Origin of the sequence: Microbacterium sp. A8/3-1, from assembly GCF_040267695.1 — a bacterium.
Lineage (GTDB): Bacteria > Actinomycetota > Actinomycetes > Actinomycetales > Microbacteriaceae > Microbacterium > Microbacterium luteolum.
Genome location: NZ_CP158357.1, coordinates 2,821,630 through 2,842,098, shown reverse-complemented (window position 1 = coordinate 2,842,098; position 20,469 = coordinate 2,821,630). Strand labels below are relative to the sequence as shown.

The window sequence follows — 20,469 nt, the reverse complement described above, 5'->3', positions numbered from 1 at the left end:
ATCAATGACCGGACCTGACGGCGCAGCATCCGTCCCCGACGTCGAACGCGACGTGGCGGGCGAGAGGCTCGCCGCCGTGCGGACGCTGGGTGCGGGTTCCCCCGTGCTCGCCTTCGACGTCGGCGGCACCGACATCAAGTCGGCGCTGTTCGACGCGGAGGGAAACGCCCTCGGGTTGCGGCGCACGCCGACCCCGATCGCCGACGGCGACCGCACCGACGTGCTCCTCGACCGTCTCGAGGTGCTGGCGGGTGAGCTCCGCGCCGCGCACCCCGGCGTGGTGCCGATGGCGGCCGGTCTGGTCGTTCCCGGGATCGTGGATGCGGATGCCGGGCTCGGCGTCTTCGCGAGCAACCTGGGGTGGCACGACTCTCCGCTGCGCGACCTCGCCACCGCCCGACTCGGGTTGCCGGTCGCCTTCGACCACGACGTCCGCGCCGCGAGCTGGGCGGAGCGCCGACTCGGCGGGGCGCGCGACTACGCCGACGCGGTCGTGCTCGTGATCGGCACGGGGATCGCCGGCGCTCTGCTCGTCGGCGGGGTTCCCTACACGGCCGGAGGATATGCGGGCGAGATCGGCCACTCCCCGATCGCCGACGGACCGATCTGCGCGTGCGGTGCGCGCGGCTGCCTCGAAGCGGTCGCGTCCGCCGGGGCGATCGCGCGCCGCTACCGCGACGCCACCGGAATCACTCCGGACGGTGCGAAGGACGTCATCGCCCGTGCCGCCGCCGGCGACGAGGTCGCCGCAGAGATCTGGAACTCGGCGCTCGACGCCCTGACCATGTCGCTCGCTCAGCTCACGGCTGTCGTCGCGCCCGAGGCGGTGGTCATCGGCGGCGGGCTCTCCCGGGCCGGCGGGGCGCTGTTCGACGAGCTGCGCGAGCGGCTCGCGGCCCGGTTGAGCTTCCACCGGATTCCGGAACTCGTTCCGGCCGAGCTCTCGGGCAACGCGGGGCTGCTCGGCGCTGCGCTGCGTGCGAGGGAGCTCACGTGATCCTGACGGTCACTCCGAACCCGGCGCTCGACCTCACCTGGCGCGTCGATCGGCTCGTCGAAGGCGGCACGCACCGCGCGGATGCCGGCATCGCCCGTGCCGGCGGCAAGGGCCTGAACGTCGCGCGCGTCGCGCACGCGGAGGGTGAGCAGGTGCTCGCGGTGACCACGACCGGCGGGCGCGTCGGCGAGGAGTTCGCCGCAGAGCTCGGCGCGAGCGGCGTCCCGCATGCGCTCGTTCCGGTCGCCGCCGAGACCCGCCGCAGCATCGCCGTGGTCGATGAGGCGCTCGGCGACACGACCATCATCAACGAGCGCGGCGTGAATCCGAGCGACGTCGAATGGGCGGCCGTGCTCGGCGAGGTCGTCGAACGACTTCCGAGCGCGCGGGTGCTCGTGATCTCCGGGAGCCTGCCGCCGGGCGCGCCCGACGCCCTGCTGCCGATGCTGATCGCGGTCGGGAAGGATGCCGGCGTGCCGGTCATCGCCGACACCTCCGGCCCCGCGCTCCTGCGCGCAGCGGATGCCGGAGCGACCGTGCTCAAGCCGAACGCCGCCGAGCTCGCCGACGCCACCGGCATCGCCGACCCGGTCGAGGGCGCGCGGTCGCTGATCGACCGCGGCGCCGAGCTGGTGCTGCTGTCGCTCGGGGCGGACGGGATGCTCGCCGTCACGGCATCCGCCCTCGTCCATGCCCGTCTCGACGAACCGCTGGCCGGCAACCCGACGGGCGCCGGCGACGCGGGCGTGGCAGCCTGCGCCGTGCTCTACGCGGCCGGGGTCCGCGACCCCGAGCAGATCCTCCGCCGGGCCACGGCATGGTCGGCCGCAGCCGTGCTGATGCCCCTCGCCGGCGACATCTCCCCGCGCTGGACCGCGCTCGAGCAGCAGCTCCGCGTCACGCACCCCGATCCTTCGTCGTTCCGGCCCGCATCGTCCTGAAAGGACCCTTCGTGACCCTCGTCTCCGCCCGCGAACTCGTCTCCGCGGCATCCGCCGCCGGCACCGGCATCGGCGCCTTCAACGTCATCCATCTCGAGACGGCCGAGGGGCTCGTGCGCGCGTCGGCGCTCGCGCAGCTTCCGGTCATCCTGCAGATCTCGCAGAACTGCGCGGACTACCACGGCGGCCTCGAACCGGTCGCCCTGGCCGCGCTCGCGATCGCCCGACGCGCGCAGACGCCGGTCGCCGTGCACCTGGACCATGCGGAGCGCCCGGAGCTGGTCGACGAGGCGATCGCCCTGGGGTTCGGCTCCGTGATGTTCGACGGCGGCGCGCTCCCGTACGACGAGAATGTGGCGCTCACGGCCGAGGTCGCGGCGCGTGCGCACGCGGCCGGCGTCTACGTCGAAGGCGAGCTCGGCGAGGTCGGCGGCAAGGACGGGGCGCATGCGCCCGGTGTCCGCACCGACCCCGATGAGGCGCAGGCCTTCGTCGCCGCGACCGGCGTCGACGCCCTGGCCGTCGCCGTGGGCTCCTCGCACGCGATGACTGATCGCACGGCGTCACTCGACCTCGAGCTGATCGCCCGCCTGCGCGCGGCACTGCCCGTGCCGCTGGTGCTGCACGGATCCTCCGGTGTGGCTGATGCCGTGATCGCCGACGCCGTGCGCGCGGGCATGACGAAGATCAACGTCTCCACGCATCTGAACGGGTTCTTCACGCGGGCGATCCGCGAGAAGCTGGCCGCCGACGAGCAGCTGGTCGACTCGCGCAAATACCTCGCGCCCGCACGCGACGCCCTGGCCGACGAGGCCGCGCGGATGCTGCGTCTCTTCGCGCTGGCCGGGAGCGATACGGTGGCGGGATGAAACGGGCGGCGCGACTCAACGCGATCCTCGATCAGCTCGCCGAGGCCGGCGAGGTCACGATCGATGAGCTCGTCGACCGGTTCGGCGCCTCGGCTGCGACCACGCGACGCGACCTCGACAGCCTCGCCGAGCAGCGCCTGCTCACCCGCACGCACGGCGGCGCCGTCGCGCAGACCGTCGCGTACGAGCTGCCCATCCGCTACAAGAGCCACCTGCGCGCGCACGAGAAGGCGAGCATCGCTCAGGCCGCGGCCGCGCTCGTCGTGCCGGGGACGGTCGTCGGGCTGTCCGGCGGCACCACGACCACCGCGATCGCGGCAGCCCTCGCGGCCCGCGACGATCTCGCGGCGAACGGCGGCATCACCGTCGTCACCAACGCCGTGAACATCGCTGCGCAGCTGGCCACGCGCCCGGACATCAAGGTCGTCGTGACCGGCGGGGTGATCCATTCGCGCAGCTACGAGCTCGTCGGGCCGTTCGTCGAGCAGCTGCTGCGGGGCGTGCGCCTCGACATCGCCTTCATCGGCGTGAACGGGATGGATGCCGACGCCGGAGCCACCACGCAGGATGAGCGCGAGGCCGCCGTCAACCGGATGATGGCCGAGCGTGCGCGCCGCGCCGTCGTCGTCACCGACGGCAGCAAGCTCGGCGTCGTGGCGTTCGCCGCCGTGGGCGGAGTGGACCTGTTCCCCACGGTGATCACGGATGCCGCAGCGGATACCGGCGCCGTCGACGCTCTTCGAGAGGCCGGACACGAGGTTCTGCTCGCCTGACCGCGATCACGACGAAGGTCCGAGGCCGCACGGCCCCGGACCCTCGTCACGCATCCTCACATGCGCTGCGACCGACCGTCAGGAGCGGCCGAACACCTGCGTCCAGTAGATGCCGTACGGGCCGCCGTGGCCGATGCCGACTCCCATCGTCGTGCTGCCGCAGTTCAGGATGTTGGACCGGTGTCCTGAGCTGTTCATCCAGCTCGACATCACGTCCTGGGCGGTGCTCTGACCCGCCGCGATGTTCTCGCCGCTCCCGTCGGAGTACCCTGCGCCTGCCAGGCGATCCCAGGGCGAGCGGCCGTCGAGCGAGGTGTGGCTGAAGTACGCCTGATCCGCCATGTCCTGGCTGTGTGCGCGAGCGACCTCGGCGAGGACCGGGTTGACCGTGACGGCCGCGCATCCGGCCGCGGCGCGCTCGACGTTGACCAGCCGCAGCACCTCGGCTGCCGCGGCGGAATCGGCATCTGTCGCTGCGGGTGCCGATTCCGGTGCAGGGGCGGGTTCCGGTGCCGGCGCCGGTTCCGGTGCCGGGGCGGGTGCCGGCTCGGGGACCGGTGCAGGGGCTGGAGCAGGTTCCGGGGCCGGGGTGGCTGTCGGCGTCGGCGTGGGTGCCTGCGTGGGCTTCGGCGTTGGCGTGGGCTGGGCCGTGGGCGCTGCCGTCGGTTCGGCCGAGTGCGCCGCTGCCGGCGGCGCGACGCTCTGGGTGAGGGAGTAGTGACCGCAGAAGGTGGCGATCAGCAGGAGTGCGCTCACGGCGCTCCACCACGTGCTGTGGCGGCGAGCATGATCCGTCAGTCGTTGGATGAACATGGAACCTCCATGCCGGCGCAGTATGTGTATAGACGTAGGCGGGGATATGTGTCCGGGGCGCACCGACCTTTTTACCCTAGGTGCAACAAACCTCTGGGCGAAGACCCGCGAAGCTTCGGGCACGCGCAGAAGGGCCTCGGCGTCCCCAGATCGCCGAGGCCCTGCGAGAGCGCCGCGGCCTCCCAGCCGCGGCACTCCCAGAGCAGAGGGTGTCGTGTCGTATCCGCGCTCCCCAGCGAGCGGATGTCCCCAGCCGACTGCGCCTCCTCGCACCTCACACCTTCGAGGTCCTTCGCATGGCACCTTCTGAAAGACAGGAGCGCTCCGCATCGGTTCTGATACATCGAATGGAGAAAAAGATTCGCGGCCTTCAGGGAATGAGTCGCCGATCGCGGAGGTCCTGGAAGATCCGGAGGAACATCTGCTCGCTGTCCACGTAGCTGTGGAAACCCGCTCGACGTGATTTGGATGTGTCGGCGATGACGTCGTAGTCCCAGGCGAAGACGAAGTCCCCGAACTCCCACGAGGACACGTCGCTGTACGGCGTGGGGCGCAGCCCGTGGCGCTCCACCATCGTCTCCCACAGGGACGCCTTGTCGGCCATGATCTCGCTCAGTCGCATCGGGAGCGGTGGTGCCGTCTCGAGTTCGAAGAAGGCCGCGATCTTCGGCCACATGCTCGACCAGCGGAACATGTCGCCGTTCGTGATGTTGTAGGCCTCGTTGCGGCTGCCCGGCGAGGTGGCCGCCCAGACGGTCGCTGCAGCCAGCAGGTCGGCGTCCGTCATCTCGATCAGGCTCGTGTACGCGCCGGGCTTTCCAGGGAAGCGCAGCGGAATCCCGAGCTCTTTGCTGATGGAGGCGTAGATCGCGATCACCATCGCGAGGTTCATCGGATTCCCGAGCCCCACACCGGCGACGACGGACGGCCGGAGCGCCGACCACGACCACGAGGCGCCCGCTTGTCGCCCTTCGAGGAACTGCTGCTGATCCACGTTGAACTCCGGCGGCATGTGCGGGGGATCGCTCTCCTTGGCAGGGGTGGCGAACGGACCCAGGTGCGCGCCGTATACCTTGTATCCCTGCATGAGACTGATGTGCTCCAGCCGCGGTGCGACCGGTTCGATCGCGTCCACGACGTTGACGAGCATGGCCAGGTTGGGCGCCACCAGTTCTGTCCAGCTCGGTCGATCCTGGTAGGCGGCGTAGAACACGTGCGTGACATCGGTCAGACCGGACAGCCGAGCAGTGGTGTCGTCGCGATCGAGCAGGTCGACGGCGATATGGCGGACCGCGCCGACATCGGGTCCGCCGCGACGCGAGAGCCCGATGACCTTCCATCCGCCCTCCTTCTCGAGGTGCGCGATCAGGTTCCCGCCGATCACTCCCCGCGCTCCCACCACCAACGCGGTCCTGTCCATGTCGCTCCCATCGGTAAATCGCGTTTTTACGATCTAAGAACTATCACATAATCGGTAAATCGCGATACTGCGATATGATCGACGCATGGTCGATGAGCATGCGGGGGATGAGCTGGTCACGGTCTTCAAGGCGCTCGCCCATCCGACGCGTCTGGCCATCCTCGGCTGGCTGAAGGAACCCACCTCGTTCCCTCCGCAGGATCAGCCCGCGGAGGACGTCGGTGTGTGCCTCAAGCACATCCAGGCCAGAGCGAACGTGTCTCAGTCGACCGCTTCACAATTCATGGCGACGCTGCAGCGCGCGGACCTCGTGACATGCACCCGAGTGGGGCAGTGGTCGCATTACCAGCGCAATGAGGAGCAGATCGCCCGCCTCGCTCGGGCGGTGGGAACGTCGATCTGAGTCGCGTCGTCACGCTCGAAAAAGGTCAGAATCCGTTCCCGTGGCACTGGAACGGGGCCCGCACGCCGGTCGAAGCGGATGCCGCGGCCAGGGCGACCGCCGGTGGGACGCCCTGCGCCAGCCCCTGGTGCACGGCGCTGAGCAACTCGCACGCGTCGGCGTCGGGCACGGCCACCGGGGCGGCGATCACGCAGTCCGCTCCAGCGTGCAGCCACACCCGCGTCATCCCGAGCGCCTCCTCACCCCACCGGATCGAGGAACGGCCGAGCTCGCAGGCCGAGAGGATGACCGTCGCGGGCACGCGGGGGATCAGGTCGACGTCGTAGCCGAACAGGGTGCCGTCGGCCAGCTCGAAACCGGAGAACAGCGGGTTGTCGACCGCGTGACGCCCGTGGGCGGCGATATGGAGCACCTCGACGTCGGCGGCGAGAGCGGTCACCGCGGCGACCGTGGCGCCCGGTCCCTCGAGGATCCGCGTCTCGTCAGCAGGCCAGGCGTCCGCCGCCCGCCGGACCTCTTCCCCCGCACGAGGCACCCGCGGACCCGCGGCGAAGGCGACCCGCGAAGATCCGGCACCGTGGCCGACCGTCCACGATTCAGCAAGATCGGCGCCGCCTCTCCCCGCGAGGGCGGATTTCCGCGCTGCAGCACGAGTTCTTGCTGCGCTGTGCACGGCGAGCCACCGTGACACCGACGTCGCCAGCGTGAAAGGGGTTCCGGCCATGCCGGGCAGCATCGCCCACGGCACCCCGCCGAGCGCACCGGGCACCGTGATCACGAGCCGTTCGGCGTGCGGGGCGGCACCACGCACCGGAGCAAGGAGCTCGGCGTCGAGCAGCTGCAGCCGTGCCGCGAGCGCCCGCCCGGTCACGGCACCCATCACCCCGCCGCGCGTGAGCGCCGCCATGTCGAGGTCGGCGCGCAGCCCGTCGAGCGCGGCCCGCAGGCGCTTCCAGGCGAGCCCGACGACCGTCGCCCCGGATGCCGTCACCACGACGGCGAGCAGGCCGGTGCCGGTGAACACGTAGGAGAGCACGGCCGTGTCGGGGGAGAGCGCGGCCCTCGCCTCGGCCAGTCCGAGCCGGTCGCGGGTGCCGCCTGACCCCGTCGTCGCCCACTGCCGTTCGCGCACGCGGTCGCGCAGGCTCCGGACCCTGGCGTCGGACGTCCAGTCCTGTCCCGCGAGTTCGGCGCGCAGCATCCGCAGCTCCGCGAGATCCCCCGCGAGGTCGTCATCGTGTGGGGGCCGTACGGGCGCGACCTGCTGGCTGAGGTGTCGTGCGCGCTCCGACCACTCGAACAGCACCTCGGGGTCGCCGAGGCGCGCGGCCGCGGACAGCCCCGCGAACATCAGGTCACTGCCGTGCATCGCGACCGAGGCCTGCAGGTCGAGAGCGCCGAACGACCGCTGCCAGGCCGTGAGCAGGTCGAGGCCCTCGGCCGCGGCGCGGAGCGCATCCCGATCGCGTCCGGCGGCGGATGCGCGCGCCGCGCGAACCTCGTGGGCCCGCAGCTTCAGGGGCGTGGGTGCGGCGGGGTCGAGCCGCGGCATCCGTCCCGTCCCGTCGCGTCGCGCGCTGAGACGGAGGCCGGCGGCCTCGCTGCGGAAGCCGCTGCGGTCGAGCGCCTTCGCGACGCGGACGAACTCCGCGGCGTCGGGGGGATTCCGGGGTCGCGACCGCTGCTGCGCCTCCAGCCGCACGGCATCTGCACGCGCAGCCCAGCCGTGATTGTCGAGGGAAGCGAAGCGCCGGACCGCCGTGCGTGCAGCGAGTTCGGCCGCGGCCGGGTCATGGCGCAGCAGCGATCGCGCACGATGGAGCTCCGCCTCGCCGCGGGCCTGGCGCATGCGCTGCGCCCCGAACTCGCGAGCGACCTGTTCGAGCAGCGTCTCCGCCTCGGTCGTGAGCCCGGCATCGCGGAGCACCTCGGCGCGGTCGAGGTCGCTGATCGCGGCGGCGAGGTCGCTGGTCGCGGCCAAGGTGGGACGGGAGCGCGTCATGAGGGTGAGCGCGGTGACCAGGTCTCCGCGCAGCAGCGCCGCATAACCGAGGTTGTGCTGCGCTTCGGCGAGGGGCTCCGCCGCATCGGCGGCCTCATACACGGCGACCGCGCGCTGGAGGTCGGCGGTGCAGGCGTCGAGTTCGTGCCGCTGCATCCGCACGACCGAGCGGTTCATCAGGCAGTTGGCGAGCTCGATCGTCTCGGCGCCGACGGTCGTCAGTGCGTCGATCGCCTGCGTGAGCATCGTCTCGGCCTCGTCCAGCCGGCCCGCGTGCGAGAGCAGGGTGCCGAGCTGGCCGCTGAGCACCGTGACCGTCTCGGCGGTCAGGCCGGGGCGGGCGAGCGCCGCGCGACACAGCTGCTCGGCCGCGGCCGGCTCACCCGTCTGACCGAGCACATACGCGATGGTCCCGTCGATGCGGGCGCGCAGATCGGCGTCGTCGGTGCGAGCGGATGCCGCGTCGAGTGCGCGCCGCGCCTGCGTGAACCGCCGCGCGTTCGCCGCTTCGACGCCACGCCGATGCAGCTCGCTCGCAGACAGGGGCATCCGTCCAGGATGCCGTGCGCCGAGGTTCCGCGGAAGAGTGCGACACCCGGCATCCGTCGGTCTTCTCCTCGGTGCGCGCTGTCCGAATGCAGGTCGAGACTACGGATGCAGGTCCATTCGGCCCGTTTCGACCTGCGACTGTCATCTCGGCCGACGGGTGAATTCGAGCCGGCGGCCGACCCCGAGAAGAACGGATGCCGCGGCGTCAGCCCCGATCCTTCGGGGCGGGCAGGTTCTTCCGCACGGCGGCCACGGCTGCAGCGGCGGCATCCGTCTTCACCCCTTCGACAGGCACGGTGCCGAGCTCGGCCGCGATGCGCCCGGCGACGTAAGGCGCCGCGAACGAGGTGCCGCTCCACACCGCGAACCCGCCGCGGTAGTCGTCCGGATCCAGGGTCTCGCGGCGGAGGCCGTCGAAGTCCGCCCGCGATGTCGCCTGCTCGCCACCGATGAAGGCGGGCGACGTGCTCACCACGGCCGCCCCCGGCGCATAGGTCTGCACCCACGGGCCGACGTTGGAGAAGAGCGCGACCGACTGCGCGGACGGGTTGAGCGCGCCGACCGACACGTGCGGTGCGGCGGAGTCAGGACGGATGCCGTTGTCCGATCCCGGCCACGGCCAGAGCGAGGCAGGGAACGACGGACGATCGATCGCGTCGTTGCCGGCCGAGCACACGACCACGCAGCCGAGCTCGCGCGCCTTCGCCAGCAGCGCGAACAGCGTCATGCTGAACAGTCCGTCGGTCGGTGTCTCGTGGTAGTAGCCGAGCGAGAGGTTCAGCACGTCGATCGGGAAGCCGGTGCGCGGATCCTCGCGATGCCGGCGCAGCAGCTCGACGACCTGGGCGACCGTCTCCAGCAGCGCACTCTCGTCGATCACGCCGAGTGCGCCGGCGACGCGAACCGAGAGGATGTCGGCATCCGGCGCCGCCTGCCGCACGATACCGGCGATGAAGGTGCCGTGCCCGGCGACCGCATCGATCTCGCCGTCGAGCTGACCGTACAGATCGGGATACCGCTCGGGATCGGCCTCGTCAGTGAGCCCCACCGGTACGCCGTCGAGCTCGACGTGACGGGTGACGATGTCGGCGGGCAGCCAGGCGTGCTCGCCGCAGCCGGTGTCGAGCACCGCGACGACAGGTCGCCGCCCGCGCTTCGGGTCGGGTCCGCGCTGCGGCGCAGGGCCCAGCCAACTGACCGGCTGCCTGGCGCCGCGACCGGGCTCGAGGTAGTCATCGCTGCCGCCCGCTCCGGCCCCGCGGATCGGGTTGGTGCGGGTGAAGGGGTTCGTCCGGGTGAACGGGTTCGTGCGGGTGAACGGATTGAGTCCGACCGGATCGATCGACAGCACGTGCTCGAGGCTCGTGCGCGGCATCGTCGAGCGCGACATGCGCCGCGCCCGCTGCAGCACCCGCCAGGCATCAGGGGCGACCGGTGATTCGCCGCGGGCGGGCTCATCGGGCGTCGTCAGGTACGCGCGCAGGAATCCGGGCACGCCGGCGGCGAGCGCGCGTGCTCGCCGGGACTCGCCCTCGATCACGAGCTGCCAGCCGAAGGTGTCGGCGGCATCGCGGAGAGTGCGCACCTCCTGGTCGTACTCCTCCTGATCATCGTCGGTCCGGGTGATCAGCAGCCGTTGCGGCAGGTACGCGGTCGGGAAGGCGCGGATGCCGTCGACCGGCTCGAGACTCGGATCCAGAGCCGTGCCACGGCGGATCGAACCCTCCGCGCGGTCCTGCCAGCTCCATCCCTTGGGCTGCTCCATGGATCATCCTCTCCGTGCGGGTCTCCCCGCGGTGTCATCGACGGGCAGCGCCCGGCGTCACAGCTCGAACTGCGGGGTCGACAGCGTGCGCGTCGCGTCGCCGTCGCCCGTCGTCAGTCGCACGCGGGTGAGGCCGGGCGGCACCTCGTCGAAGACGAAGCGCCCGGTCTCGGCCGGAGACGTCGTCGCCGATCTCTCCCCCTGGGTCAGCACGATCTCGGCCGTGGCCGTGTCGACCCACCCGTCGACCCTCCGTCGGCCGGTGGCCGTCGTCGTGACGTGCAGCAGGATGCTGGTGGTGCCGTCGCTGAACTGCAGCGTGAGGGCATCCGCCTCGCCGCGCACCGCGCCGAGCTCTCCCTCGACCAGGGTGAGCAGGGCGTACTCGCGCGTGAGGCCGTCGGCGGCGACCGCCGCCACCATGCGGTCGATCAGGTCGGCGGGCACCGGGTCGACCTCGCGCCAGAGCGTGCGCAGTCGGGCGAAGACCTCGGCGTCCTCGTGGTCGCTCATGAGAGTCCTCCCGTCTTCGGCGCGGGCGGCGCGTCCAGCAGGGCGCGCAGCTTGGCGAGGCAGCGGTTGCGGGTGGGTCCGATGCTGCCGACCGGCATTCCGAGGTCAGCGGCGATCCGTGCGTAGTCGGGCCGATCCTCGAACGCGATCACGCGCAGCAGGCGCTGGCAGCGTTCGGCGAGTCGTCGCACCGCCGACCAGAGCCGGCGGTTCTCGTCGCCGATGGTCGCGTGCTCCTCGGCGGAGACCTGCTCGGGGAGCAGCGCGTCGAGGTCATCGGCATCCGTCGTGTCCACGCGGCCGTTCGCCTTGCCCACCTTCCAGGCTTCGCGTCGCGCGGTGGTGGTGAGCCAGGCGGACACGGCCCGCGGGTCCGCGATCGAGCCGTGCCCGCGCACGAGCTGCAGCCACGTCGTCTGCACGGCGTCTTCGGCGAGGGTGCGCTCGAGGCCGTAGGCGCGCACGACGTGCCAGAGCACGGGCGTCATCAGACGCACGAGCTCGTCCATCGCGTGACCGTCGCCCTCGCGCCATGCGTCGAACAGGTCCGCGGCTCGCTGCCAGCGCGCAGGGCCACCGCCCGAAGCAGGATCGAGAGCGGCGCCGGGTGCACCGTCGATCATGAAGCCCATTGTGATCACACCTACCAGGAGCACGGCAAGAGCATCCTGATACATGTCCGCGTCCAAGAATTCCCGCAGTCGCTACGGTGGAGGAGTGATCCCCCTCGCCATCGTGCTCTTCCTCAACGCCGCCTTCAACGCGATCGTGTGGCCGCAGTTCTACAAGCGGGTCGCGAGGGATCCGCGTGCGCGCGACGAGAACGGCAAGGCGACGACGTTCCTCACCGTGCATGTCGTGCTCATCTCGATCGCCCTCGTGCTCGCGCTGGTCTCGGTGCTCCTCGGGATCGCGGCGCTCACCGGCGCCATCTGACGCCGATCAGGCCGATTCGTACTGCTTCGCGTGCGCGGCCCACTGCGCCTCGACGGGCAGTGCGCGGAGCGCGCGGTTGCCGAGGGCGAGGGTGACAGCGATCAGGCAGAGCCCGGCGCAGATGAGCAGCGTCCACTCACGCCCGACCGAGGTGAGACCGAACCCGGCGATGAGCGGCGCGAGCGGCAAGGCACCCATGCCGAGCACGCCGGCGGCGCTGTTCGCCCGGCCGAGAAGCTCGGTCGGAGTCGCGACCATGAAGTAGCCCATCATCCCGGCGTTCAGGGCTGGGAGCATCAGCACCGCCGCTCCCAGCACCGCGACGATCGCCCAGGGTTCGGTGACCATCGAGAGGGCGACGGCGCCCGCAGCGGCGGTCGAGAGACCGACGATCGCCAGGATGCCGGCCCGGAAGCGCGGCACGAGCAGAGGGGCGACGATCGCGCCGACGAGCATGACCGCGCCGACCGCCGCGGTCATCCCGCCGATCAGGACCTCCGGGTATCCCTCCTGCTGCAGGGAGTAGATGACCGTCGTGACCGCCGCGTTGAAGCCGAGGTTGATGATCGTGATGATGAGCAGCACGCCTCCGAGATCGGGGCGGGACATCAGCCACCCGAAGCCCTCGCGCAGCTCGGCCCAGGCGTTGGGCGCGGTCTTCTCCTCCGGGGCGCCCGGCTCACGATCGCTCTCGGCTCCGGCATCCACGATCCCGGCCCGGCGCGCTTCCCGGCCGAGCATCCACGCCGTCACGGCCGCCACCAGGTGGCAGGCGGTCATCGCGACGCCGACCAGCCAGCCGCCGACCGCGAGCAGGAGTCCGCCGATCGGCCCGCCGGCGAGCTGCAGCGCGGCGTCGCGCCCCTGGTTCGCGGCCTGCGCGCGTCCCATCGCCTCATCCGGCACGATCTCCTTGATCGCACTCTCGCCGGCGACGTCGAAAAGTCCGCTGCGCGCGGCGAGGAGGATGTCGATGACCAGCAGGGAGCTGAAGGTGAGGGCATCGCCGAGCGCCAGCAGCGTGAACCCGCCGGCGAGCACGATGCCGATCAGCGAGCCGAGGAGCATGAGCGCGATGCGGCGGTGACGGTCGGCGAGGATGCCGCCGGCGAGGGTCATGAGCAGCCGGGCGACCATGCCGGCCCCGCCGATGATGCCGGCCTGCGCGGGGTCGTTCGTCACGATGAGCGCGAGGAGCGGGATCGCGAAGCCGAAGAGGGAGGCGGCGAGACCCTTGCTCGTGTCGCTCACCAGCCACGTGAGATAGCGACGGTTGCGCCAGAGGCGGTGGGGCTGGGTCGCGACGCTCATGTGATCGAGATTAGATGCGCAACAACAGTTGCGCAAGTCTCATTGCGCAAGTTTCGTTGCAGGTATGATTCGAGAATGACGCGGGGTACGGAGGGCAAGCGGGACGAAGATCCCGTCTGGATGACGTCCGCGATGCTGAAGGCCTACTCGCACCCATTGCGCCGCCAGATCCTCCGCCTTCTGGCGCGGCATGAGTTCCTCCGCGCAGCGGATATCGCCGCCGAGCTCGACGTTCCTGCGAACGGCGCCAGCTTCCACCTGCGCACCCTCGCCGACGCCGGACTCATCGAGGAAGCACCGGAGAAGGCGCGCGACCGGCGCGACCGGGTCTGGACCGCGCGGAAGGGTGCGCTCAACGTCGGTGGTCCCGAGAGTCCCGTCGTCGACGAGGCGCTCACGACATCGGTGGTGGCCGGTCTCGCCGAAGATCACCAGGAGCTCGTGCGGCGAGTGCTCGCCTGGACGCCGGAGTACGTGACCGGACGCACCGCCGAGGTGCACGCGGCCTTCACGCAGCGCACGATCCGGCTCACCGAGGCCGAGTTCGACGCGGTCATCGTGAAGATCAACGAGGTGCTCTCCGCCGCGGACGAGGCGCACGACGTGAACGACCCGGACGGCCGGTTCTGGCAGATCGATCTGATCGCAGCCGACGACACGATCTGAGTCCGGACTTCCGCAGCCCCTCCTCAGGTCGCTTCCCGTCCGCGATCGCCATGATCGTCGCCCCCTAGTGATCGGCTCGCGGAGCAGGCAGCCGCACGACGAGCCGGTACAGCGGCCGCGTGAGCCACGAGGGGAGATACCGGTGCCGCTCCTCCTGCCAGACGCGAGCCCGGTCGTGCGGATGCACTGCCCGGAGCGCGCGTTGCACGCTGCGCCGCGGATGGAAGATCGGCTCGGGTTGCTCGACATGCAGCTCGATGCGCGTCAGGTGCTTCGTGTTGATGTAGCCGTACTGGTCGGGGCTCACCAGTCGGATCGGCGCGCCGTGCTCCGGCGTGAGCGGTTCGCCGTCGAGCCGGTCGGCGAGGAGCACGTTCGCGCGGACAGCATCCTCCCGGGTCACGATCGAGCGGTATCCGTCCGCTCCGATGAACACGAGGAAGGCGATGCGTTCGCCCTCGGGCGTCTGAGGCAGGATGAGCCGGTTCAGTACGTCGTCGAAGCGCCACCCCTCCCACCTCAGGTCCGTCGCCGACCAGCCGGCGACGCAGTGGAGGTCGGCGTCGACCGCCGTGCGGGGCAAGGATCCCAGGAGAGCGTCGGAGATGACGAGCGCCTCGGCCACGTCGCCGCCGACGACGATGGAGATCTCGGATGCCGTCACCGGTGGGGGCGCGTGCAGGTCGATGCCGAACCGGGGAAATCCGACGACGGCACGCTGCCCTGGTGGCAGCCGGTGCGGCGACCCGCTCACCCGAGGGCCTTCTTCAGGAGGAAGGTGAGCTGCTGCTGCTCCGCATCCGTCAAGCGGCTCACGGCGGTGCGCCCGAAGGCGAACGCCTCCTCGAACCGCCTGTTGACCGCGTGACCGCGTCTCGTGCGCTTGACGAGACGAGCTCGGCGGTCGGACGGATCTGGCTCCCGAGTCACGAGCCCGACTGCCTCGAGTCGGGACACGAGCTGCGTGATGTTGGAGGCATCGCATCCGAGTTCCTCGGCCAGCGAGCCCATCCCTCGGCGCTCGTGCAACCGGCCGAGCACGCAGGCCTGTGCGGCGGTGAGCGAGAGCTGTTCCGCAGCGGACTCGTAGGCGCGGTCGTAATCGTCGACCAGCTCGAAGAGCACCGCCTCAGCGGTGGAGGAGGGGGCTGTCGGGCCGCTCGGAAGAGCCATGACCCGAGTGTACCGAAGAGAGTCCTTGACTGTCTCAAGGAATTGTGGATTTAATTGAGCAACTCAAGGATTGGGGTCGTCATGACGAAGGCGGAGCAGATGCAGGCGGTCGTGTTGGACCGCTTCGGTGGAATCGAGGAACTGCACCTGCGCAGCATCGCCGTGCCGCAGGTCGGAGATCACGACGTCCTCATCGAAGTCCAGGCCGCTGGCGTGGGCTCTTGGGACGCGACGGAGCGCGAGGGCGGCTACGACGGCGTGTTCGGTGTCGCATCCGCCTTCCCGTACGTCCTCGGGTGGGACGGCGCGGGGGTCGTGGCGCAGGTCGGGGACGCGGTGCAGGACTTCGTGCCCGGCGATCGGGTCTACGCGGCTTCGACGCCCGTGCCTCGAGGCGGCTTCTACGCCCGGTTCGCGGTGGTGCCGGAAGCCCATGTGTCTTCCGTCCCCGCCGGCCTGCCCATCGAAGAGGCGGGCGCCCTCGCATGGGACGCAGTCACCGCGCAGAGCGGCGTGGATCTCCTGAACCCCGCCGAGGGGTCGACCGTGATCGTGTTCGGCGCCAGCGGCGGCATCGGCCACCTCGCCCTCCAGTTCGCGCGACTCCGAGGCGCGCGGACGATCGCGGTCGCGTCGGGGCACGACGGCATCGAGCTGAGTCGCGAACTGGGTGCCGACCTCGCGTTCGACGGACGCGTCGACGACATCGAAGCGGCCGTCCGGAACTTCGCACCGGACGGCGCCGACGCTGCTCTGATCACCGCCGGCGGCGCGGGTGCGCTCGCCGCATTGCGCGGCGTGAAGCCGTCGGGCAGGGTGGCGGTGCCGCACGGCGTGCGCCTCGATCCCTCCGTCGACGATGCTCGGGTGCAGTACTACGACGGCGATCGGAGGCAGGCTGCCCTGCGGCGAGTGAGCGAGGCCGTCGAATCAGGCGCTCTTCGACTGCACCTCGCGCACCGCTTCGACCTCGATCAGGTGAGGGAGGCGCATCGGATGCTGGCGGGACATCACCTCGGCAAGATCGTGCTGAGCATCTGAGACCGCACTGCAGGCTCGGCGCTACTCGTCGTCGGTCTTCGCGGGACCGGCGCTGAGGATCAGGATGCGGCGCAGGTGCATCGCCGTCAGCACGCCAGGGCCCATGGTGCGGCGCACATCCAACGTACGGTCGTCGACCTGCTCGAGCAGGAGCCGGATGGCCCGGGCCGCCTCGCTGCGCTCCCGATGACTCTCGCTGGAGGACGGCTCTCCCCGTGCGATCACATCCGCGACCGCATGGCACGCCGCAGACAGGGGTTCGGGGAGGACGGGATCGAGGGGCATCGCGGCCGGCCGATCCCAGATCGTGTCGGCGGTGGCATCCGAGATGTCGCGGATGAGGTGGGCGATCCGATCCAGGGCAGCCAGCTCGTCGTGGATGTGCTGCGTCTCGCCGCGCGGGCCGCGGGCTCGCGGATTGCCGAGGCGGCTCTCGTCCGCCTCCGCGAGCGCGGCACGCAGGATGGCGGTGGTGTCGGCGAGGGACGCCGCGTCGTCGGCCCACTGCTCATGTTCGGGAGGCCAGGACTCCGACACGGCGGAGCCGATGTCGTGCAGGTGCTGTGCCAGCTGCTCGCGGAAGGCGCGGACGCGCGCTTCGGCCTCGCCGGTGAGCGGTGCGGGCGCGATCACGACGTTGATGAGCAGGCCGATCACCACTCCGACCGCCATCTGCGTCAGGTAGCCGAGCGAGAAGTCCTCCGCATCCTGTCCGCCGACGGCGAGCACGAACAGGGCCGCCATCGGGACGTATTCGCGACCGACGCCGAACCAGCCGGTGCCGGAGAGCAGCACGCCGACGCCGATGATCAGCGGGACCGTCCACCAGGTGGGGCCGATCGTCAGCACGACCAGCGTGGCCAGCCCGATGCCGGTAGCCAGCCCGAACAGCGTCTGGAGGCTCGACCGCACCGAGCCCATCAGCGTCGGATACATGCTCACCAGGGCGCCGAGCGGTGCGTAGTACGGATACTCATCGGTGACCCCGGGCATGTGCGGGGCGATCGTCCAGGCGAGCCCCGCGGCGAGCGTCGTCTTCGCGACGAACAGCAGGCGGGCGGGGAGGACGGCCTCGCGCAGGGAGAGCGCGATGCCGGATCGGCGCGTGCGCAGGGAGGATGTCTTCACGTGCAGTGACGCTAGTCGTCGGCATCCGACGCGGGCACCCGGTTGCGTCGGAAGCCGGTGGCGGGTAGCGCGCGCCCGCTCACACGACGACGCCGGCCGCCCCGAGGGCGACCGGCGTCGAAGGATCGGTGACGGATCAGGGGATCGTCCTCCGGAACGCGAGGAACGAGACACCGGTCAGCACCGCGGTGAGGAGGAGCCCCCAGAGCGCGAGACCGAGCGCGCCGAGGTCCATGATCCCCGCGCCGACGTTGTTCCACAGGTCCAGTCGCGTCACCAGGAACACCAGTCCGATCAGCACCAGGGAGAGCGCGACGCTCACGATGATGAGCACGAGCTGCCCCCAGCTCTTGTAGATCGTCGCTCCGGTGAAGCCGAGCACGAAGAAGAAGAGCGCGAGGGTGAAGAAGACCACGAAGGCGCCGCCCGGTCCGGCATCCCACAGCCACGGCAGATAGAACAGGTAGCCGTTGACCCCGTACCCGTTCGTGGCGACCTCGATGCCGCCGCCGATGAGGAACAGCGCACCCATGAGGGCGCTGCCGAGGATCGCGGTGAGCATCGTGCCGAAGAAGAACTCCCGACGGGTGATGCTCATCGCCTGCGAGAACGGGAAGGTCAGGGTCATCGCCGACATCCCGATGGCGAAGAAGTACCAGAGCGGAGCCTGGCCGCCGCCGCCGTACTTCGGCGTGTCGACCGGGATCATCGCGTAGATGAGGATCGAGATCAGGGTCGCCGCTCCGAGGATCATCAGCGGGTACCAGAGGAAGGTGCCCTTGTTGATCAGCTGCAGGCGGATGACGTTGACGGTGCGTCGCATCAGCGGACCTCCTCTTTCGTGGTCGTGGCTTCCGTGGCAGCGTGCGCCTCGGCCTTCTGGGTGAGCCGCACGACGAGCTGCTGCAGGGATACCGGTGCGAGATCCAAACCGGATGCCGTGACCTCGGCGCGTTCCTCGGCGGAGAGTCGACCGAGCACCGTGACGGATGCCACGCGGCCGAGCGCCTCGCGGTGCAGCACCTCCCGGCCGGCCACCCAGGCGTCGACCTTGGCGGCGTCGCCCACGATCGTGACGGCGCGCTCGCGGACGGCATCCGTGTCCTCGTTCAGGAGGATCTGGCCGTTGTCGATCACGATGACCTTCTCGATGAGGTTGGAGACCTCGTCGATCAGGTGCGACGACAGGATGACGGTGCGCGGGTGCTCGGCGTAGTCCTCGACGAGCCGGTCGTAGAAGATCTGGCGGGCGACCGCGTCGAGCCCGAGGTAGGGCTCGTCGAAGAAGGTGATCTCCGCGCGGGACGCCAGGCCGATGATCACGCCGACCGCCGAGAGCTGGCCACGGGACAGCTTCTTGATCGTCTGCTTCATCGGCAGCTGGAACTCCGCGACGAGCTCGTCGGCGAGCGCCTGGTCCCAGTTCGGGAAGAACAGGCTGGCTGCCTTGAACGCATGCTTCGGATAGGCGTCGTCCGGGTACTTCTGGCTCTCGCGGACGAAGCAGATCCGGCCGAGGACGCGCGCATTCTCGTACGGGTGCTCGCCGAACACCTTGATGGAGCCGGAGGACTCGAAGTTCTGGGCGGTGAGGATCGACATGAGCGTGGTCTTGCCGGCGCCGTTGCGGCCGAGGAGGCCGTAGATGGCGTTTCCCTCGATGGTGAGCGAGACGTTGTCGAGCGCTCGCTTCTCCTTGTAGCGCTTGGTGAGGTTCTGCACCTCGATGACGGCGGTCATGCGGGGGTCTTCCCTTCTGCGATGGTGGCCGGGGTTTCTTCGGTGGTCTGTGCGGCGCGCTGTCGGAGCAGCGTCGCGAGGTCGTCAGGGCTGAGGCCGAGCGTGCGGGCCTCGGCGAGGAGCGGCTCGATGTAGCGGTCGGCGAATGCTGAGCGGCGCTCACCGAGGAGCAGGTCCCTGGCGCCCTCTGCGACGAACATGCCGATGCCTCGGCGCTTGTACAGCACTCCCTTGTCGGTGAGCATGGCGACTCCCTTCGCTGCGGTGGCGGGGTTGATCCGGTAGAACGAGGCGAGCTCGTTCGTCGACGGTGCCTGGGCTTCCTCGGCGAGGGAACCGTCGACGATCGAGTCCTCGATCTGTTCGGCGATCTGGAGGAAGAGCGGCTTGCCTTCTTCGATCACGGGTCCTCCGAGGTGGTTGGTGGGTTACTTACATGACTAACTAACCATAGAACCCGAGGGAGTGTCAACCCCTTCCGCGGCGCGCATCATGTCGTCGGCCGGGCACGACTTCGGAGTCGGCGACTGCACGACTTCGGAGCAGGCGACTGCACGACTTCGGAGATTCCCCGCGGCGCGCCGAGACGGCGACCGGGCGGTCGGCGTGTCGCGTCCGGACTCCGAAGCCGTGCACGGCCGACGGATGCCGGGGGCGAGGGACGGATGCCGCGGGGCGAGGGACGGATGACGCGGGGCGAGGGGATGCCGGAGGCCGTCAGGTGCGGGGGAGGCCGACGTACATCGAGGCGTGCAGCTCTGCGACGTGGTCGAAGGCGAGACGGCTCGCGGTGGCGGCATCCTGCGCCCGAAGGGCTGCGACCAAGCGGGCGTGCTCATCGTTCGAGGCGCGGAGGTAGTCGATCCGGTACGGGATGAAGTACGCGTAGAGCTCGTGCGACACCCGGTGGTGCAGCTCGGCTGCGCCGCTGACCCCGGATGCTTCGGCGAGGGCGGCGTGGAAGGCGCTGTCCGCGGTGCGGAAGCCGGTCCAGTCCGCCGCGCTCCGCATGTCGTCGACCAGGGCGTCCATGCGCGCCAGCGAGTCCTCATCCGGATGCGTGCTCACGAGGGCGGCGAGTCCCGCCTCGATCGTGGCGCGCTGATCGATGAGCGCGTGAACGTGCGCGGCATCTGCTCGGTACGCGTCGATCTCGACCACGGTGCCGACCGTGGGCGCGTCTGCGATGAACGTGCCGCCGGCGTGACCCGGGCGCCGCACCACGACGCCCTCGTCGCTGAGCAGTCGATAGGCCCGCCGCACGGTCATCTCGCTGACCTCGAACGCCCGGGCCGTGTCTTCCGGTCCGGGCAGGCGCTGCCCGGGGATGAGCATGCCGAGCTCGACGGCGAGCGAGATCCGCGCTCGAACCGTGTCGACAGCGGTCGTGCGGCGGATCGATCCGAGGGCGGGGGAGGCCAGGTCCATC

22 protein-coding genes are annotated in these 20,469 nt (G+C 70.4%); 8 read left to right on the top strand and 14 right to left on the bottom strand.

What is annotated here, in order from left to right; all coding sequences use genetic code 11:
• The first annotated feature begins 4 nt into the window (after window positions 1-4).
• The 4 genes from ABS642_RS13935 to ABS642_RS13920 are packed head-to-tail and all read left to right on the top strand — an operon-like array spanning window position 5 to window position 3,580.
• Window positions 5-997 (top strand): ROK family protein, encoded by a 993-nt coding sequence (locus ABS642_RS13935; RefSeq protein ID WP_350350567.1) that lies wholly within the window; start codon window positions 5-7, stop codon window positions 995-997.
• Window positions 994-1,938: a 1-phosphofructokinase family hexose kinase gene (locus tag ABS642_RS13930; protein WP_350350566.1), complete on the top strand. Its 945-nt coding sequence runs from the start codon at window positions 994-996 to the stop codon at window positions 1,936-1,938. Before ABS642_RS13935 ends, ABS642_RS13930 begins: the two co-directional genes overlap by 4 nt.
• An 11-nt stretch (window positions 1,939-1,949) precedes the next feature.
• Window positions 1,950-2,807: a class II fructose-bisphosphate aldolase gene (locus ABS642_RS13925; protein WP_350350565.1), complete on the top strand. Its 858-nt coding sequence runs from the start codon at window positions 1,950-1,952 to the stop codon at window positions 2,805-2,807.
• Complete coding sequence (locus ABS642_RS13920; protein WP_350350564.1) at window positions 2,804-3,580, top strand: DeoR/GlpR family DNA-binding transcription regulator; 777 nt, start codon at window positions 2,804-2,806, stop codon at window positions 3,578-3,580. The genes ABS642_RS13925 and ABS642_RS13920 overlap by 4 nt, the downstream gene beginning before the upstream one ends.
• Before the next feature lie 78 nt (window positions 3,581-3,658).
• On the opposite strand, the gene ABS642_RS13915 is transcribed toward ABS642_RS13920, so the two are convergent.
• Both ABS642_RS13915 and ABS642_RS13910 read right to left on the bottom strand, forming a co-directional pair.
• Window positions 3,659-4,393: a CAP domain-containing protein gene (locus ABS642_RS13915; RefSeq protein ID WP_350350563.1), complete on the bottom strand. Its 735-nt coding sequence runs from the start codon at window positions 4,391-4,393 to the stop codon at window positions 3,659-3,661.
• Between the two features lie 370 nt (window positions 4,394-4,763).
• The gene (locus ABS642_RS13910) at window positions 4,764-5,813 is read right to left on the bottom strand and encodes an SDR family oxidoreductase (RefSeq protein WP_350350562.1); all 1,050 of its coding nucleotides are present in this window, start codon (window positions 5,811-5,813) and stop codon (window positions 4,764-4,766) included.
• Window positions 5,814-5,898: 85 nt separating this feature from the next.
• Here ABS642_RS13910 and ABS642_RS13905 point away from each other — a divergent pair, with 85 nt between their 5' ends.
• Window positions 5,899-6,216, top strand: a complete 318-nt coding sequence (locus ABS642_RS13905) for a metalloregulator ArsR/SmtB family transcription factor (RefSeq protein ID WP_282215181.1) — start codon at window positions 5,899-5,901, stop codon at window positions 6,214-6,216.
• A gap of 25 nt (window positions 6,217-6,241) precedes the next feature.
• Here the strand turns inward: ABS642_RS13905 and ABS642_RS13900 are convergent, their stop codons facing one another.
• The 4 genes from ABS642_RS13900 to ABS642_RS13885 all read right to left on the bottom strand — a co-directional run bounded on the left by ABS642_RS13900 (window position 6,242) and on the right by ABS642_RS13885 (window position 11,668).
• The gene (locus tag ABS642_RS13900; RefSeq protein WP_350350561.1) at window positions 6,242-8,767 is read right to left on the bottom strand and encodes a CHAT domain-containing protein; all 2,526 of its coding nucleotides are present in this window, start codon (window positions 8,765-8,767) and stop codon (window positions 6,242-6,244) included.
• Between the two features lie 205 nt (window positions 8,768-8,972).
• Window positions 8,973-10,532, bottom strand: coding sequence for a S8/S53 family peptidase (locus ABS642_RS13895; RefSeq protein ID WP_350350560.1), 1,560 nt, complete (start codon window positions 10,530-10,532; stop codon window positions 8,973-8,975).
• 57 nt (window positions 10,533-10,589) lie between these two features.
• Window positions 10,590-11,045 (bottom strand): hypothetical protein, encoded by a 456-nt coding sequence (locus ABS642_RS13890; RefSeq protein WP_350350559.1) that lies wholly within the window; start codon window positions 11,043-11,045, stop codon window positions 10,590-10,592.
• A complete protein-coding gene (locus ABS642_RS13885) occupies window positions 11,042-11,668 on the bottom strand; it encodes a sigma-70 family RNA polymerase sigma factor (protein WP_350350558.1) in 627 nt (208 codons plus the stop codon). Before ABS642_RS13885 ends, ABS642_RS13890 begins: the two co-directional genes overlap by 4 nt.
• Before the next feature lie 94 nt (window positions 11,669-11,762).
• Here ABS642_RS13885 and ABS642_RS13880 point away from each other — a divergent pair, with 94 nt between their 5' ends.
• A complete protein-coding gene (locus ABS642_RS13880) occupies window positions 11,763-11,981 on the top strand; it encodes a hypothetical protein (RefSeq protein ID WP_282215176.1) in 219 nt (72 codons plus the stop codon).
• 6 nt (window positions 11,982-11,987) lie between these two features.
• Here the strand turns inward: ABS642_RS13880 and ABS642_RS13875 are convergent, their stop codons facing one another.
• The gene (locus tag ABS642_RS13875; protein WP_350350557.1) at window positions 11,988-13,292 is read right to left on the bottom strand and encodes an MFS transporter; all 1,305 of its coding nucleotides are present in this window, start codon (window positions 13,290-13,292) and stop codon (window positions 11,988-11,990) included.
• A 75-nt stretch (window positions 13,293-13,367) separates the two neighbouring features.
• Here ABS642_RS13875 and ABS642_RS13870 point away from each other — a divergent pair, with 75 nt between their 5' ends.
• Window positions 13,368-13,958, top strand: coding sequence for a helix-turn-helix domain-containing protein (locus tag ABS642_RS13870; RefSeq protein WP_350350556.1), 591 nt, complete (start codon window positions 13,368-13,370; stop codon window positions 13,956-13,958).
• 64 nt (window positions 13,959-14,022) lie between these two features.
• Here the strand turns inward: ABS642_RS13870 and ABS642_RS13865 are convergent, their stop codons facing one another.
• Both ABS642_RS13865 and ABS642_RS13860 read right to left on the bottom strand, forming a co-directional pair.
• Window positions 14,023-14,712 carry a molybdopterin-dependent oxidoreductase gene (locus ABS642_RS13865; protein ID WP_350350555.1) on the bottom strand — a complete coding sequence of 230 codons (690 nt, stop codon included), beginning with the start codon at window positions 14,710-14,712 and terminating at the stop codon, window positions 14,023-14,025.
• Window positions 14,709-15,131 (bottom strand): MarR family transcriptional regulator, encoded by a 423-nt coding sequence (locus ABS642_RS13860; protein ID WP_282215172.1) that lies wholly within the window; start codon window positions 15,129-15,131, stop codon window positions 14,709-14,711. Before ABS642_RS13860 ends, ABS642_RS13865 begins: the two co-directional genes overlap by 4 nt.
• An 81-nt stretch (window positions 15,132-15,212) precedes the next feature.
• On the opposite strand from ABS642_RS13860, the gene ABS642_RS13855 reads away from it, so the two are divergent.
• Complete coding sequence (locus ABS642_RS13855; RefSeq protein ID WP_350350554.1) at window positions 15,213-16,172, top strand: NADP-dependent oxidoreductase; 960 nt, start codon at window positions 15,213-15,215, stop codon at window positions 16,170-16,172.
• Between the two features lie 21 nt (window positions 16,173-16,193).
• Here the strand turns inward: ABS642_RS13855 and ABS642_RS13850 are convergent, their stop codons facing one another.
• From ABS642_RS13850 to ABS642_RS13830, 5 genes are all read right to left on the bottom strand, one after another.
• Window positions 16,194-17,300 (bottom strand): aromatic acid exporter family protein, encoded by a 1,107-nt coding sequence (locus ABS642_RS13850; protein ID WP_350350553.1) that lies wholly within the window; start codon window positions 17,298-17,300, stop codon window positions 16,194-16,196.
• Between the two features lie 136 nt (window positions 17,301-17,436).
• Window positions 17,437-18,123, bottom strand: coding sequence for a hypothetical protein (locus ABS642_RS13845; RefSeq protein ID WP_282215169.1), 687 nt, complete (start codon window positions 18,121-18,123; stop codon window positions 17,437-17,439).
• Window positions 18,123-19,040 carry an ABC transporter ATP-binding protein gene (locus tag ABS642_RS13840; RefSeq protein ID WP_350350552.1) on the bottom strand — a complete coding sequence of 306 codons (918 nt, stop codon included), beginning with the start codon at window positions 19,038-19,040 and terminating at the stop codon, window positions 18,123-18,125. Before ABS642_RS13840 ends, ABS642_RS13845 begins: the two co-directional genes overlap by 1 nt.
• Complete coding sequence (locus ABS642_RS13835; RefSeq protein WP_350350551.1) at window positions 19,037-19,444, bottom strand: GntR family transcriptional regulator; 408 nt, start codon at window positions 19,442-19,444, stop codon at window positions 19,037-19,039. Before ABS642_RS13835 ends, ABS642_RS13840 begins: the two co-directional genes overlap by 4 nt.
• A gap of 313 nt (window positions 19,445-19,757) precedes the next feature.
• Window positions 19,758-20,468, bottom strand: coding sequence for an FCD domain-containing protein (locus ABS642_RS13830; RefSeq protein WP_350350550.1), 711 nt, complete (start codon window positions 20,466-20,468; stop codon window positions 19,758-19,760).
• Between the last annotated feature and the right edge of the window lies 1 nt (window position 20,469).

Coding starts and splice junctions, on each gene's coding strand:
- ABS642_RS13935 (WP_350350567.1), top strand. CDS start 5: ATGACCGGACCTGACGGCGCAGCATCCGTCCCCGACGTCGAACGCGAC.
- ABS642_RS13920 (WP_350350564.1), top strand. CDS start 2,804: ATGAAACGGGCGGCGCGACTCAACGCGATCCTCGATCAGCTCGCCGAG.
- ABS642_RS13915 (WP_350350563.1), bottom strand. CDS start 4,393: ATGTTCATCCAACGACTGACGGATCATGCTCGCCGCCACAGCACGTGG.
- ABS642_RS13910 (WP_350350562.1), bottom strand. CDS start 5,813: ATGGACAGGACCGCGTTGGTGGTGGGAGCGCGGGGAGTGATCGGCGGG.
- ABS642_RS13905 (WP_282215181.1), top strand. CDS start 5,899: ATGGTCGATGAGCATGCGGGGGATGAGCTGGTCACGGTCTTCAAGGCG.
- ABS642_RS13900 (WP_350350561.1), bottom strand. CDS start 8,767: ATGCCCCTGTCTGCGAGCGAGCTGCATCGGCGTGGCGTCGAAGCGGCG.
- ABS642_RS13895 (WP_350350560.1), bottom strand. CDS start 10,532: ATGGAGCAGCCCAAGGGATGGAGCTGGCAGGACCGCGCGGAGGGTTCG.
- ABS642_RS13890 (WP_350350559.1), bottom strand. CDS start 11,045: ATGAGCGACCACGAGGACGCCGAGGTCTTCGCCCGACTGCGCACGCTC.
- ABS642_RS13885 (WP_350350558.1), bottom strand. CDS start 11,668: ATGATCGACGGTGCACCCGGCGCCGCTCTCGATCCTGCTTCGGGCGGT.
- ABS642_RS13875 (WP_350350557.1), bottom strand. CDS start 13,292: ATGAGCGTCGCGACCCAGCCCCACCGCCTCTGGCGCAACCGTCGCTAT.
- ABS642_RS13870 (WP_350350556.1), top strand. CDS start 13,368: ATGACGCGGGGTACGGAGGGCAAGCGGGACGAAGATCCCGTCTGGATG.
- ABS642_RS13860 (WP_282215172.1), bottom strand. CDS start 15,131: ATGGCTCTTCCGAGCGGCCCGACAGCCCCCTCCTCCACCGCTGAGGCG.
- ABS642_RS13855 (WP_350350554.1), top strand. CDS start 15,213: ATGACGAAGGCGGAGCAGATGCAGGCGGTCGTGTTGGACCGCTTCGGT.
- ABS642_RS13845 (WP_282215169.1), bottom strand. CDS start 18,123: ATGCGACGCACCGTCAACGTCATCCGCCTGCAGCTGATCAACAAGGGC.
- ABS642_RS13840 (WP_350350552.1), bottom strand. CDS start 19,040: ATGACCGCCGTCATCGAGGTGCAGAACCTCACCAAGCGCTACAAGGAG.
- ABS642_RS13830 (WP_350350550.1), bottom strand. CDS start 20,468: ATGGACCTGGCCTCCCCCGCCCTCGGATCGATCCGCCGCACGACCGCT.